This window comes from Gilliamella sp. B14384G12, assembly GCF_016101825.1.
GTDB lineage: Bacteria > Pseudomonadota > Gammaproteobacteria > Enterobacterales > Orbaceae > Gilliamella > Gilliamella apicola_N.
On sequence record NZ_JACFPU010000015.1, the window covers coordinates 46,309 to 59,956 of the forward strand.

General features: G+C 34.6%; 13 protein-coding genes. 9 read left to right on the forward strand and 4 right to left on the reverse strand.

Features of this window, described 5'->3' with window-relative positions; genetic code table 11:
* The first annotated feature begins 22 nt into the window (after nucleotides 1–22).
* From fabD to H3S73_RS12530, 8 genes are all read left to right on the forward strand, one after another.
* Nucleotides 23–958: an ACP S-malonyltransferase gene (gene fabD, locus H3S73_RS12495; RefSeq protein WP_198236800.1), complete on the forward strand. Its 936-nt coding sequence runs from the start codon at nucleotides 23–25 to the stop codon at nucleotides 956–958.
* A gap of 19 nt (nucleotides 959–977) precedes the next feature.
* Complete coding sequence (gene fabG, locus H3S73_RS12500) at nucleotides 978–1,712, forward strand: 3-oxoacyl-ACP reductase FabG (RefSeq protein ID WP_198228856.1); 735 nt, start codon at nucleotides 978–980, stop codon at nucleotides 1,710–1,712.
* Nucleotides 1,713–1,861: 149 nt separating this feature from the next.
* Nucleotides 1,862–2,095 (forward strand): acyl carrier protein, encoded by a 234-nt coding sequence (acpP, locus tag H3S73_RS12505; protein WP_034948180.1) that lies wholly within the window; start codon nucleotides 1,862–1,864, stop codon nucleotides 2,093–2,095.
* Between the two features lie 146 nt (nucleotides 2,096–2,241).
* Nucleotides 2,242–3,486 (forward strand): beta-ketoacyl-ACP synthase II, encoded by a 1,245-nt coding sequence (gene fabF / locus H3S73_RS12510; RefSeq protein ID WP_198228857.1) that lies wholly within the window; start codon nucleotides 2,242–2,244, stop codon nucleotides 3,484–3,486.
* 253 nt (nucleotides 3,487–3,739) lie between these two features.
* Nucleotides 3,740–3,988 (forward strand): hypothetical protein, encoded by a 249-nt coding sequence (locus tag H3S73_RS12515; protein WP_198236801.1) that lies wholly within the window; start codon nucleotides 3,740–3,742, stop codon nucleotides 3,986–3,988.
* Nucleotides 3,989–4,163: 175 nt separating this feature from the next.
* The gene (gene dnaE, locus H3S73_RS12520; RefSeq protein WP_198236802.1) at nucleotides 4,164–7,646 is read left to right on the forward strand and encodes a DNA polymerase III subunit alpha; all 3,483 of its coding nucleotides are present in this window, start codon (nucleotides 4,164–4,166) and stop codon (nucleotides 7,644–7,646) included.
* Between the two features lie 249 nt (nucleotides 7,647–7,895).
* Nucleotides 7,896–8,855, forward strand: a complete 960-nt coding sequence (gene accA / locus H3S73_RS12525) for an acetyl-CoA carboxylase carboxyl transferase subunit alpha (protein ID WP_198228860.1) — start codon at nucleotides 7,896–7,898, stop codon at nucleotides 8,853–8,855.
* 6 nt (nucleotides 8,856–8,861) lie between these two features.
* Nucleotides 8,862–9,230: a diacylglycerol kinase gene (locus H3S73_RS12530; protein WP_232352577.1), complete on the forward strand. Its 369-nt coding sequence runs from the start codon at nucleotides 8,862–8,864 to the stop codon at nucleotides 9,228–9,230.
* 111 nt (nucleotides 9,231–9,341) lie between these two features.
* On the opposite strand, the gene H3S73_RS12535 is transcribed toward H3S73_RS12530, so the two are convergent.
* The 4 genes from H3S73_RS12535 to metK all read right to left on the reverse strand — a co-directional run bounded on the left by H3S73_RS12535 (nucleotide 9,342) and on the right by metK (nucleotide 12,449).
* A complete protein-coding gene (locus H3S73_RS12535; RefSeq protein WP_198236803.1) occupies nucleotides 9,342–10,184 on the reverse strand; it encodes a 23S rRNA (adenine(2030)-N(6))-methyltransferase RlmJ in 843 nt (280 codons plus the stop codon).
* Nucleotides 10,178–10,552: a hypothetical protein gene (locus tag H3S73_RS12540; RefSeq protein WP_065737865.1), complete on the reverse strand. Its 375-nt coding sequence runs from the start codon at nucleotides 10,550–10,552 to the stop codon at nucleotides 10,178–10,180. The genes H3S73_RS12535 and H3S73_RS12540 overlap by 7 nt, the downstream gene beginning before the upstream one ends.
* A gap of 258 nt (nucleotides 10,553–10,810) precedes the next feature.
* Nucleotides 10,811–11,314 (reverse strand): SprT family zinc-dependent metalloprotease, encoded by a 504-nt coding sequence (locus H3S73_RS12545; RefSeq protein ID WP_198228862.1) that lies wholly within the window; start codon nucleotides 11,312–11,314, stop codon nucleotides 10,811–10,813.
* Complete coding sequence (gene metK / locus H3S73_RS12550) at nucleotides 11,298–12,449, reverse strand: methionine adenosyltransferase (protein ID WP_198228863.1); 1,152 nt, start codon at nucleotides 12,447–12,449, stop codon at nucleotides 11,298–11,300. Before metK ends, H3S73_RS12545 begins: the two co-directional genes overlap by 17 nt.
* A gap of 237 nt (nucleotides 12,450–12,686) precedes the next feature.
* On the opposite strand from metK, the gene murI reads away from it, so the two are divergent.
* The gene (gene murI, locus H3S73_RS12555; RefSeq protein WP_198228864.1) at nucleotides 12,687–13,511 is read left to right on the forward strand and encodes a glutamate racemase; all 825 of its coding nucleotides are present in this window, start codon (nucleotides 12,687–12,689) and stop codon (nucleotides 13,509–13,511) included.
* Nucleotides 13,512–13,648 lie beyond the last annotated feature (137 nt).

Consider the following 13,648-nt stretch of genomic DNA (forward strand, 5'->3'; position numbering starts at 1 on the left):
TTTAATGATCAAGGATTTAATAATGACCAAATTTGCAATGGTATTTCCAGGACAAGGTTCACAAACTGTCGGCATGTTAAAAGATCTTGCTGATAATTATCCAATTGTGAAATCAACTTTTGCGGAAGCCTCTGAAGTACTCGGTTATGATTTATGGGCCTTAATACAAACTGGCCCGGCAGAAGAATTAAATAAAACATGGCAAACGCAACCAGCATTACTTGCCTCATCTGTAGCTATATATAGAGTATGGCAAAGCGAAAATGGTTCTGAACCCGATTTTATGGCAGGACACAGTTTAGGTGAGTATTCAGCTTTAGTTTGTGCGGGTGTGATTGATTTTAAAGATGCGATTAAACTTGTTGAGTTGCGGGGAAAATTAATGCAAGAAGCCGTACCAAATGGTACAGGTGCTATGTATGCAATTATTGGATTAGATAATGACTCAATTCGTCTTGCATGCGAACAAGCGGCGCACGGACAAGTTGTTGCACCGGTGAATTTTAATTCTCCTGGTCAAGTTGTTATTGCAGGTAATAAAGAAGCGGTTGAGCGAGCAGGTGCTTTATGTAAAGAGGCGGGAGCTAAACGAGCATTACCTCTTGCAGTGAGCGTACCTTCACACTGTGCTTTAATGAAGCCTGCGGCGGATAAATTAGCATCAACCCTAAATAGCATCACGTTTAACGCACCAAAATTTGCCGTAATTAACAACGTTAATGTCAAAGTTGAATCTGCAGCTGACAATATTAAAGGAGCTTTAATTGCTCAGCTTTATAGCCCAGTACGCTGGACTGAAACAGTTGAAGAAATGGCTAATCAAGGTGTAACATTGTTAGTGGAAATGGGGCCTGGTAAAGTATTAACAGGTCTAACTAAACGTATTGTCGACACGCTGTCTGGTTGTGCTGTCAATGATAAAGCTTCATTAGATGCCGCATTGGAAATTACTAAATAAAAGATAAAAAGAGGTAAATATGAACCTATCAGGAAAAATTGCTTTAGTCACTGGCGCTAGTCGTGGCATTGGTAAAGCAATTGCAGAAAAACTTGTTGCCTGTGGCGCAACAGTCATTGGAACAGCGACAACAGAAAATGGTGCTGAGGCTATTAGCCAATACTTAGGCCAAAATGGTAAAGGATTAGCCTTAAATGTTACTGATGAAGCATCAATTGAATCGGTAATTAGTACAATCAAAGCTGAATTTGGTGATATTGATATTTTGGTTAATAATGCTGGCATTACTCGTGATAATTTGTTAATGCGAATGAAAAATGATGAATGGCAGGATATTTTAGATACAAATTTAACTTCTGTTTTCCGTTTATCTAAAGTATTAATGCGTACAATGATGAAAAAGCGTTATGGCAGAATTATAACTATTGGTTCAGTAGTTGGTACTATGGGTAATGCAGGGCAGGCTAATTATGCCGCAGCTAAAGCTGGACTAATTGGCTTTAGTAAATCACTTGCCCGTGAGGTAGCTTCAAGAGGTATTACCGTTAATGTTGTTGCGCCCGGCTTTATTGCAACAGATATGACAGCAGCTTTAACAGATGAACAAAAAGCATTAACATTGGCACAAGTTCCAGCAGGGCGTTTAGGTGAACCAACTGAAATTGCAAATGCAGTAGCATTTTTAGCATCAGATGAAGCATCTTATATTACTGGTGAAACTTTACATGTCAATGGTGGCATGTATATGGTGTAATTGATTAGAATAGTGTAAAATAAGCCAATATTTTAACATTAAGCTTAAAAAATAAGCAATTGGGTTGAAAAATGATTTGCATCTTTTTCAACATTTTATAAACTTACATTCACCGCCACTTTGGCGATTTTTATAGGAAAAAAAAGAGTATGAGTACTATTGAAGAGCGAGTTAAGAAAATTATTGTTGAGCAACTTGGTGTGAAAGAGGAAGAAGTTAAAAATGAATCTTCTTTCGTTGAAGATCTTGGTGCTGACTCACTTGATACAGTTGAGCTAGTTATGGCTTTGGAAGAAGAATTTGATACTGAAATTCCTGATGAAGAAGCTGAAAAAATTACAACTGTACAATCAGCAATTGATTATATTACTGCAAATCAGTAAGGTTGCAGAGTTTTTTAATAGGCGGTCAAGTGATCGCCTAGTTCGTATACTTATCTTTAATTTTATAATTTGAGAATATTGAACGAAAACTTAAAATAAATTTTCAATGATTCAAATTTCATTTCAATCCTTTTCTGGAGGACAATGTGTCTAAACGCAGAGTTGTTGTCACAGGAATGGGCATGATATCTCCAGTCGGTAATACAGTTGAATCCACTTGGCAAGCACTTCTAGCTGGTCAAAGTGGTGTTGAACTCATAGAACACTTTGATACTGCCCCTTTCGCAACGCACTTCGCCGCTATGGTTAAGAACTTTGATGGCGAAAATTATAATATTTCACGTAAAGATGCGCGTAAAATGGATTATTTTATCCAATATGGTATTGCCGCAGGTATACAAGCAATGCAAGATGCTGGTATTGAAATAACGGAAGAAAATGCAGAACGTATTGGTTGTGCTATTGGTTCTGGTATTGGTGGACTTGGATTAATTGAAGAAAATCACAGTGCATTAGTTAATGGTGGACCAAGGAAAATTAGCCCGTTTTTTGTGCCATCTACAATTGTTAATATGATTGCAGGACATCTATCCATTATTTATGGATTAAAAGGACCAAGTATTGCTATTGCTACAGCTTGTTCTTCAGGTGTTCATAATATAGGGAATGCTGCGCGCATGATTGCTTATGGTGATGCTGATGCAATGCTAGCTGGTGGTGCAGAAAAAGGAAGTACTCCACTTGGTATTGGCGGGTTTGGCGCGGCTCGTGCATTATCTACAAATAATGATAATCCTAAAGGTGCAAGTCGACCATGGGACAAAGATCGAGATGGTTTTGTGCTTGGTGATGGTGCGGGTATTATGTTCTTAGAAGAATATGAACATGCAAAAAAACGTGGCGCTAAAATTTACGCTGAATTAGTTGGATTTGGTATGAGTAGTGATGCATATCATATGACCTCACCACCACCAGATGGCAGTGGTGCGGCGTTAGCTATGAAATGCGCACTTCGTGATGCAGGAATAACTCCTGAACAAGTGGGATATATTAATGCTCATGGTACATCTACACCAGCTGGTGATATAGCTGAAACGCAAGCGGTTAAAAGTATTTTTAAAGAAAATGCTAATAAAGTAATGGTTAGCTCAACTAAGTCAATGATTGGTCATTTACTTGGTGCAGCAGGTGCTGTTGAGTCAATTTTTACTGTGCAGGCATTACATGATCAATCTATTCCACCAACTATTAATCTGGATAACCCAGCTGACGGTTGTGATCTTGATTATGTACCTCATACCGCTCGTCAAGTTAAGAATTTAGAATATGCACTTTGTAACTCCTTTGGTTTCGGTGGAACCAATGGTTCAGTGTTATTTAAAAAAATGTAATTCTATTTTGCTTTCCCATCACTATAAAAAGTGATGGGAGTGAGAAATTCCTTTCTATATTACTGCTTAATAATGGTTAAAATTATCTAGATAAAAAGGTCAATGTGTCTAATTTTAAAATATTTTCTGGCTTTAGATTTGAAAGTATAGGCTATCTGAGGCTCATGCAATCCATAATGGTTTTACTGCATTAGAATCAACGCGTGATTATTGGCATGGTGAAAAAATCGCGATAGGTACCTTAGCAATTTTAATGTTGATAGACAGCGATCCAGATATGATTGATACTGTTTATACATTTTGTGAATCAGTTGGATTACCAACAACTCTTTCAGAAATAGATTTAATTGATGTTAATTATGATGACTTGATAAAAGCAGTTTTATTATCTTGTGCTGAAGGTGAATCGATCTATAACTCACCTGCTGAAGTTAACCCAAAAAAAGTATTTTCCGCAATAAAAGTATTAAATGCAGAACGATTACGTCGTAAAAAACATTAAAAACTCTATTTAGATTATGTTATCTACAGTTAAAAAGTTCTCGTTGATATTGCGTACGGGAATTTCTATTATTACGACTTTATATAAATTTGTGCATGTAAACAGAATAAGAATATTCATCTTGCTTGTGTTATAATGCAAACCAATTTTTATATCATTTTTATTTCTGGTAATTATGGCAGAACCCAAATTTATTCATCTTCATCTACATAGCGATTTTTCCATGATTGATGGAATTGCTAAAGTCGGTACATTAGTTAGTGAAGTGAGCAAATTACAGATGCCAGCTTTTGCGATCACTGATTTTACAAATCTTTGCGGACTGGTTAAATTTTATGGTTCTGCAATGTCCAAAGGAATTAAACCTATTATTGGTGCCGATTTAGTTATTAAAAATCCTCAACTATCAGATGATATCTATCAGTTAACATTATTAGCTGCAACAAATGAGGGATATCAAAATCTTACTTTATTAATTTCTAAAGCTTATCAGCGTGGCTATATTGGTGATATGCCTGTAGTAGATCAACAATGGCTGGTTGAGCATAGAGCAGGATTAATTGTTTTAGCTGGAAGAGAAAGTGATATTGGTATTGGCATTACTCGTAATAATCAGGCAATAATTGATAATGGAATTAATTTTTATTTTGAAAATTTTCCTAATCATTTTTATTTTGAACTGGTACGAACGGGTCGTACTAATGAAGAATTATTCATTCATACGGCCGTAAAACTTGCCGAACAACATCAATTACCTGTTGTTGCTACCAATGATGTTAGATTTTTAAAATCCTCAGATTTTGAAGCTCATGAAATTCGTGTGGCCATTCATGATGGTAATACACTTGAAGATCCTAATCGCCCTAAAAACTACTCGTCTCAACAGTATCTTCGTAGTGAACAAGAAATGTGTGACCTATTTTCGGATATTCCTGAAGCTTTGGCAAATAGCGTTGAAATAGCAAAACGATGTAATGTTACAATTCGACTTGGTGAATACTTTTTACCTAAATTTCCAACTGGAGATATGTCAACTGAAGATTTTTTAGTATATAAATCAAAAATCGGTTTAGAAGAAAGACTTGAATTTTTATTTCCCGATCCTGAAACAAGAAAACAAAGAAGATCGGAATATGACGAACGCTTGGAAACAGAATTAAACGTCATTAATCAGATGGGCTTTCCTGGCTATTTCCTGATAGTTATGGAGTTTATTCAATGGTCAAAGGATAATGATATTCCTGTCGGACCTGGACGTGGATCTGGTGCGGGCTCTCTCGTTGCTTATGCTTTAAAAATTACTGATTTAGATCCGTTAGCTTTTGATTTGCTGTTTGAACGTTTCTTGAATCCCGAACGTGTTTCAATGCCTGACTTTGATGTCGACTTTTGTATGGAAAAACGCGATCTGGTTATCGACCATGTTGCTGATATGTACGGTCGGGATGCTGTTTCACAAATTATCACTTTTGGTACGATGGCAGCTAAAGCGGTAATACGTGATGTCGGTCGAGTACTAGGACATCCTTATGGATTTGTTGATCGTATTTCTAAATTAATTCCACTTGATCCAGGAATGACTCTAGCAAAAGCTTTTGAAGTTGAACCTCAACTCCAAGATTTATACGATAATAATGAAGAGATTAAATCATTAATTGACATTGCACGTCAATTAGAAGGGGTCACACGAAATGCGGGTAAACATGCTGGTGGGGTGGTGATTTCACCGACTAAGATTACGGATTTCGCACCAATTTATTGTGATCCAGAGGGAAATCATCCTGTAACTCAGTTTGATAAAAATGATGTTGAATATGCTGGACTGGTAAAGTTTGACTTTTTAGGACTACGTACATTAACCATTATTAATTGGGCAATTAAAATGATTAATGAACGTCAGTTGAGAAATGGTCAGCCGCCAGTTGATATCAATCGTATAGAACTTGATGATAAAGATTCTTTTGAGTTGTTGTTAAAAGCCGAAACAACAGCTGTATTCCAGCTGGAATCTAGAGGAATGAAAGATTTGATTCGGCGTTTAAAACCAGACTGTTTTGAGGATATGATAGCGTTAGTAGCACTGTTTCGTCCTGGTCCACTACAATCTGGCATGGTAGATAATTTTATCGATCGTAAACACGGTCGGGAAGATGTTTCTTATCCCGATATAAAATACCAACATGAGTCATTAAAACCAATATTAGATCCAACCTATGGTATTATTTTATATCAAGAACAAGTTATGCAGATCGCTCAAACCTTATCTGGTTACACGTTAGGTGGGGCCGATTTATTGCGTCGAGCTATGGGTAAGAAAAAACCTGAAGAAATGGCAAAACAGCGCTCTGTGTTCAAAGAAGGAGCAGAAAAACAAGGTGTTGATGGCGAACTTGCGATGCGTATATTCGATTTAGTTGAAAAGTTTGCTGGTTATGGATTTAATAAATCTCATTCTGCTGCTTATGCACTTGTTTCTTATCAAACATTGTGGTTAAAAACACACTATCCGGCTGAATTTATGGCAGCAGTGATGACGGCTGATATGGATAATACTGACAAAATCGTTGGTTTAGTTGATGAATGTTTAAGAATGGGATTAAAAGTTAATCCTCCTGATATTAATAGTGGTCTTTACCATTTTCATGTGAATGATAAGGGTGAGATTGTTTACGGTATAGGTGCTATAAAAGGGGTTGGTGAAGGACCAATTGAAGCTATTGTTGAAGCTCGTAACAGTGGAGGATATTTTAAAAATATCTTTGAACTTTGTGCCAGAACAGACATGAAGAAAATCAATCGCCGGATACTTGAAAAGCTAACTATGGCTGGTGCTTTTGACAAATTAGGACCACATCGAGCAGCAATTTTACATAGTATTAATGATGCGATGCAAGCCGCAGATCAATATGCCAAAGCCCAAGATATCGGACAAGAAGATATGTTCGGTGTTTTAGCCGAGGAGCCAGAGCAAGTTGAACATGCTTATGCTGCAGTTCCCGAATTACCTGCTCAAGTATTATTAGATGGTGAGCGAGAAGCATTAGGACTATATTTAACAGGCCATCCAGTAACTCAGTATTTAAAGGAATTGAATCGTTATTCCGGAGGGTTACGAATAAGCGAGGCTTCTCCTACTGGTTGGGGAAAACTTGCAACTTTTGCAGGTATAGTTGCTGATGCTAGAGTTAGGATAACTAAAAAAGGTAATAAGATTGGTTTGTTTACTCTAGATGACCGTTCTGGTCGTATTGATGGCATGCTGTTTGCCGATTCTTTGGAAAAATTCGGGCATCTACTCGTAAAAGATAAAATTCTCATTGTGTCAGGACAAGTTAGTCACGATGATTTTAATGGTGGACTCAAAATGTCAGTACGAGATATTGTAGATTTAAAAGATGCTCGAGCAAAATATGTAAAAGGTCTTGCTATTACATTAACTGAAATTGAAGCTAATCGTTCAATATTACAACGATTACAACAAATTTTTGAACCTTATCGTCATGGAAGTGTACCAGTTAATTTATATTATCATCGTGATGATTCTGTAGTTCGTATTCAATTTGGTACTACATGGCGAATAATACCAGAAGATGCTTTAATTGTAGAATTAAAAACATTACTTGGTAACGATCGCATTGAATTTGAGTTTGACAAATAATAACTAAATAATTACCTATCAATTGAGTGTTATTGATTTAAAAGATCAGATCAATTAAAGTCACTATTATTAAAAATTAGTGACTTTATTTTTAGATAATTGAAGTAAATTGATATAAATATTGGTGACTTCAATAAGTATTACATAGTAGAATTGACTTAATTTTATCTTAAGAAATAGTCAGTATACTGTAGTTAATGATGTATTTTTTAGGAAATACAAATAAAATAAGAGGCAATCATAAGCGTTATGAACAATTTTTTGGAATTTGAAAAGCCGATAGCGGAATTAGAAGCAAAAATTAATTCCTTAAAGAATATTGATTCTCAACAAGTTGAATTAGATCTAAATTTAGATAAAGAGATTAAACAATTAAATCGAAAAAGCCGTGAGTTAACAAAAAAAATATTTGCAAACCTATCGCCCTGGGATGTAGCACAATTAGCTAGACACCCCAATAGACCCTATACACTAGATTACATAAAAGAGATTTTCACTGATTTTGATGAGTTGGCTGGTGATCGTGCATATGCCGATGATAAAGCAATAGTTGGTGGTATCGCTCGTATTGATGAACGTACAGTTATGGTTATCGGACATCAAAAGGGACGAGAAACCAAACAGAAGATATATCGTAACTTTGGTATGCCTGCTCCAGAAGGTTATCGCAAAGCATTAAGGCTAATGCAATTAGCGGAGCGTTTTAAATTACCTATTATTACTTTTATTGATACTCCTGGCGCATATCCTGGAATTGGAGCGGAAGAACGCGGCCAAGCTGAGGCTATTGCCAGAAATTTGCGAGAAATGTCACGTCTTAAAGTACCTACAATTTGTACTGTTATTGGTGAAGGTGGGTCTGGAGGTGCACTTGCTATTGGCGTATCAGATAAAGTTAATATGATGCAATATAGTACTTATTCAGTTATTTCGCCTGAAGGTTGTGCATCTATTTTATGGAAAAGTGCTGATAAAGCATCTGTAGCGGCTGAAGCAATGAACATGACCGCTGATAAATTACTTAAACTAAATCTTATTGATGCAATTGTACCGGAGCCACTTGGTGGGGCGCATCGTGATTATGCAAAAGTAGCTGCATCATTAAAAAAACAATTGCTTAGTGATCTTGATGAACTTGAAAATATGGATTTATCGGCTTTACTTGAAAGAAGATTTCAACGATTAATGAATTATGGTTATGTGAGATAATTTATAATGGAAAAATCGACAGGATTACAGCGCATTGTTAATGCCACAAAGTATTCTCTAAAAGGTTTTAAATCTGCAATTAAATATGAAACGGCATTTCGACAAGAATTAATTTTGTTATTGGTAGCTTATATTATAGTTATGTTAATTGATTTTACCATCTATGAGCGAATTTTATTACTTGGCTCAATAGGTTTTGTTATGATTGTAGAATTACTTAACAGTGCTATTGAATGCGTTGTCGATCGAATCGGTAGCGAAAGACATGAATTATCTGGACGAGCAAAGGACTATGGTTCTGCGGCAGTATTTATGTCTCTGTTATTGACTGTTATTTTATGGATTTATCTATTTTCTTGTCATTTTTTCTCTTAATATTACTTAAACGTGGTGTTTTCTTGAAACATCTAGACAAAAAGTAAATTTACTATAGACATTCATATTAAAAATGCGAGATCGTTACTCGCATTTTTAATAAAATTGATATTATTCCGAAACCAGCTCTTTCGCAATAAAACTACCAGTTTTCTCAACATCTAAGGTATTTTTTAGCCATGGTAATATTGTTTGCATTTGTTCATGTAATTTCCATGGTGGATTAATCACTAGCATTCCTGAAGCAGTCATACCTTTCTGATTATTATCTGGTTTTATTGCTAATTCAAATTGTGAAATTCGTCTAATTCCTAATTTAATAATACTATCAATCATTTTTTGAGTTTGTGTTCGTGATACAACTGGATACCAAATTAGATAAACACCCGTTGCAAAACGTTTATAAGCTTCAAATAATGCTTTAGGTATTATTTGATAATCGTCTTTAATTTCATAAGACGGATCAATTAAAATAATCCCACGACGAAACTGATGTGGTAGCTTAGATTTTAATTGTGCAAAACCATCTTCACGTAACACTTTTGCTCTTTTATCTTTACTAAATTCCTGACGTAATAATGGATAATCTGTAGGATGTAATTCTGTTAAATTAAGCTTGTCTTGTTGTCGTAATAATTGTTTAGCAATTAAAGGTGATCCTGGATAATATTTTAACTCACTAAAAGGATTATACCTTTTTATTACAGATAGATAAGTGTTAAGCAATTCCGGTATATTAGGTTGTTGCCATAGCAGATTAATCCCTGATAAATATTCTCCAGTTTTTTCCGAATGCTCACTTTTCAACAAATATCTACCAGCGCCAGAATGTGTATCTAAATATAAAAAAGGTTTTTCTTTTTCTTTTAATGCGTTGATGCATAATGTTAATACAATATGTTTTAATACATCTGCATGATTTCCTGCGTGATAGCTATGCCGATAGCTTAACATGACTTATTTAACCTCTTTTGTTCATTTTTCTGCATATAGAAAGTTGTTAATGCTAAACTTAAAAGACATGGTATTTCCATCAACTCTTCAATTAGATCTTTTCGAGTAGGTTCTAAAACTAAAAATTCATATCCTAAACGTCTATGTTCAGCAACGTCAGCAATACCTAAAAAAAGAAATGCAAAAAATAAATGCCAAACGGGAATTGTCTCATATTTATATCGACGAACTATTTCTTGACGAATAGTTGGCAAAAATATAGTTAATAATGGGATTGCAATGATAATACTGGCAATAATTTTATAATAAATACGGGGAACATCAGGGAAAAAATCCCGTCCCCAGCTAATGCCTCGACCAAAAAGCATAAACCACCAAAATATTGTCCAAATCCAGAATTTAAAAAGGGTTGTATGATTCTTAACGCTTTTAGCATAATGATATGTGTAACAACACATAAATAATAAGAATAATGACTGTAAATGTTCAACTAAGCTAACAGTTAAGTTATTGTATAACGGAAGCCAAAAGTTACCTGTAATATATAGAAAAATGCTCAGAATCACAATAAACATAGAACTTTTGTAAAAGTGTGTATCAAATTTAGGCATAATTTATTTTAATAATTAAATAATATTTTTAAGTTTAAGTATAGTACCGCATTTACGACATTGATAACTAGTTTTATTCTTTTTAATTTTATTATGTCTTATTGGTGATAAATAATGTTCTTGGCAATCACATATATATACATACTCGTAACGTTTAAAATTAAAATTATGGGTAACTTTAGGGGGCTTCTTCATTATTTCTGACATGATATATTGCCATTCTTTACCATGAGGTTTTACTTTTCCATAGATTTGAAAGGTAATAAGATGAGCTAATTCATGAGGAACAACCTCCTCAATAAAATTTTCCCCATTTTCACAAAGCATTGTGATGTTAAGTTGAATTTCCCAACAATTTAATACTGCACTACCTGCAATGCTGCCTTTTGATTTATAACTAATTTTTGGTTCTTTATATTCAGTGTGTAGCAGGCGATTGGCTTGAAGTAAGTATCCTCTTAAACAAGCCATTACCTGATTATGTAAATAAATTGGTATGCGTTTATAATCCTGCTGCATCGCGAAGTAGTGCTGCTTTATCGGTTTTTTCCCAAGGAAATATATCCCGACCAAAATGACCGTAGGTTGCAGTTTTTTGATAAATTGGTTGAATCAGATCAAGCATTTGAATTAGCCCATAAGGTCTTAGATCAAAAAATTCTTTGATTAACGAGACAATTTTATCGTGTCCAATTTTCTCAGTACCAAAAGTATTAACATAAACAGAAGTAGGGTTAGCAACACCAATTGCATAAGAAATTTGCAATTCACATTTATCAGCAAGCCCTGCTGCCACAAGATTTTTAGCAACATATCTTGCTGCATAAGCCGCTGAGCGATCAACCTTTGAAGGATCTTTTCCTGAAAAAGCTCCACCACCGTGATGGGCTGCACCACCATAAGTATCTACAATGATTTTTCGACCAGTTAATCCACAATCTCCCATTGGACCCCCAATAACAAATCGCCCAGTTGGATTAATAAAATATTTAGTTCTTGAGGTTAACCATTCGGCAGGCAATGTCGGTTTAATGATTTCCTCCATTACTGCCTCTTGTATAACCTTTTGTTCAATTCCATCCGAATGTTGGGTTGATAAAACGATTGTATCGACCCCTTTTATTTGTCCATTTTGATAAATTAATGTGACTTGGCTTTTTGCATCAGGTCTTAACCATGGAAGCGTACCATTTTTTCTTACTTCAGCTTGGCGGCGCATCAAATCATGAGCATAGCTGATTGCAGCAGGCATTAGATTAGGCATTTCATTAGTTGCATAACCAAACATAATACCTTGGTCACCGGCACCTTGTTCCAATGGATCTTCTCTATCTACACCTTGATTAATATCGGGAGATTGTTTACCAATTGCATTTAATACAGCACAAGAATTTGCATCAAATCCCATTTCTGAACTGGTATAACCAATATCATTAATTGTTTTTCTTGTTAATTCTTCTATATCTACCCAAGCAGAAGTCGTAATTTCACCGCCAACTAATGCCATACCTGTTTTTACATACGTCTCGCAAGCAACGCGAGCCTTTGGATCTTGCTTTAAGATTGCATCAAGTACGGCATCAGATATTTGATCGGCAATTTTATCTGGATGACCTTCTGAAACAGATTCAGATGTAAATAAAAATTCTGACATAGAATACCTTTTGACTTAATTGTGTTTAGTAATCGAAATATAATACCTAATTTCTGGTAATCTATTTTAGCAGTTTTACCATCTAGACGTCTATCTTAATAACTATAAAATATTGAATAAATTTTGATACAGATAAAATTACTTGCATTAATTTCTATTCAATTTACGATATTGTGCGTTTTCTATTTATTATCTAATAAAGTTTAATTTAATTTATCTAATAAAGTTTAATTTAATATGAATATTATAAAACAATCTCCTGTGGTGTTAGTGTTTGATTCTGGCATTGGTGGATTATCTGTTTATAATGAAATTTACAATAAAATGCCTAATGCGCGGTATATTTATGCGTTTGATAATGAAATGTTTCCTTATGGTGATAAATCTCCAGAGTTTCTAGTTAATAGAGTTAATTCTGTTATAAAAACCATTACTAAGTTTCAACAAATTGATTTAGCGGTTATTGCATGCAATACTGCTAGTACAATTTGCCTACCTAGTTTGCGCGCTAAATTTCTTTTTCCTATAGTGGGTGTAGTTCCTGCTATTAAACCTGCAAGCTTACTAACAAAAAATAAGTGCATAGGATTATTGGCAACAAAAGCAACCATTGAAAGGGCTTATACAACAAATTTAATTAAACAATATGCTAATCATTGTTCAGTTAAATTATTAGGTCTATCTGAATTAGCACTTATAGCAGAAAATAAATTACAAGGTATTGCTGTAGATATGCAACATTTAAAAGAGTTGATGCATCCATGGCTCAGTTTACAAACTATTCCTGACACAATTGTTCTTGGATGTACTCATTATCCTTTTATTAAAGAAGAGCTGCAGATGATTTTTCCTCAAGTAAACTTTATTGATTCAGGTTATGCAATTGCAACACGGGTATATAATTTATTAAAAGATAAATATGAGGTAGACAAAATATCTTCATTTAATAAAGCAAATATCATATTAAGTACGACTTATAATCAGTCAGTTGAAAAATTAATCAAAAAATTAACTGAATATAATCTTGATAAATATCAAAGTTTTAATGTTTTTGGTGTTTAAAGGTTGTCCAAACGAATAAATATTTGAACTTTTTTGCTTGCCAAAAAAAATGAAGTGCCTATAATGCGCATCCACTGACACGGCGTCAGCGACAAGCAGACGAAAAAGGTGTGAGTGAGCAAGGTCAAAAATTTTGA

Excerpts from the sequence above, each read along its gene's own strand:
- fabD (WP_198236800.1), top strand. The coding sequence starts at position 23 with ATGACCAAATTTGCAATGGTATTTCCAGGACAAGGTTCACAAACTGTC.
- fabG (WP_198228856.1), top strand. The coding sequence starts at position 978 with ATGAACCTATCAGGAAAAATTGCTTTAGTCACTGGCGCTAGTCGTGGC.
- acpP (WP_034948180.1), top strand. The coding sequence starts at position 1,862 with ATGAGTACTATTGAAGAGCGAGTTAAGAAAATTATTGTTGAGCAACTT.
- H3S73_RS12515 (WP_198236801.1), top strand. The coding sequence starts at position 3,740 with ATGTTGATAGACAGCGATCCAGATATGATTGATACTGTTTATACATTT.
- dnaE (WP_198236802.1), top strand. The coding sequence starts at position 4,164 with ATGGCAGAACCCAAATTTATTCATCTTCATCTACATAGCGATTTTTCC.
- accA (WP_198228860.1), top strand. The coding sequence starts at position 7,896 with ATGAACAATTTTTTGGAATTTGAAAAGCCGATAGCGGAATTAGAAGCA.
- H3S73_RS12530 (WP_232352577.1), top strand. The coding sequence starts at position 8,862 with ATGGAAAAATCGACAGGATTACAGCGCATTGTTAATGCCACAAAGTAT.
- H3S73_RS12535 (WP_198236803.1), bottom strand. The coding sequence starts at position 10,184 with ATGTTAAGCTATCGGCATAGCTATCACGCAGGAAATCATGCAGATGTA.
- H3S73_RS12540 (WP_065737865.1), bottom strand. The coding sequence starts at position 10,552 with ATGCTTTTTGGTCGAGGCATTAGCTGGGGACGGGATTTTTTCCCTGAT.
- H3S73_RS12545 (WP_198228862.1), bottom strand. The coding sequence starts at position 11,314 with ATGCAGCAGGATTATAAACGCATACCAATTTATTTACATAATCAGGTA.
- metK (WP_198228863.1), bottom strand. The coding sequence starts at position 12,449 with ATGTCAGAATTTTTATTTACATCTGAATCTGTTTCAGAAGGTCATCCA.
- murI (WP_198228864.1), top strand. The coding sequence starts at position 12,687 with ATGAATATTATAAAACAATCTCCTGTGGTGTTAGTGTTTGATTCTGGC.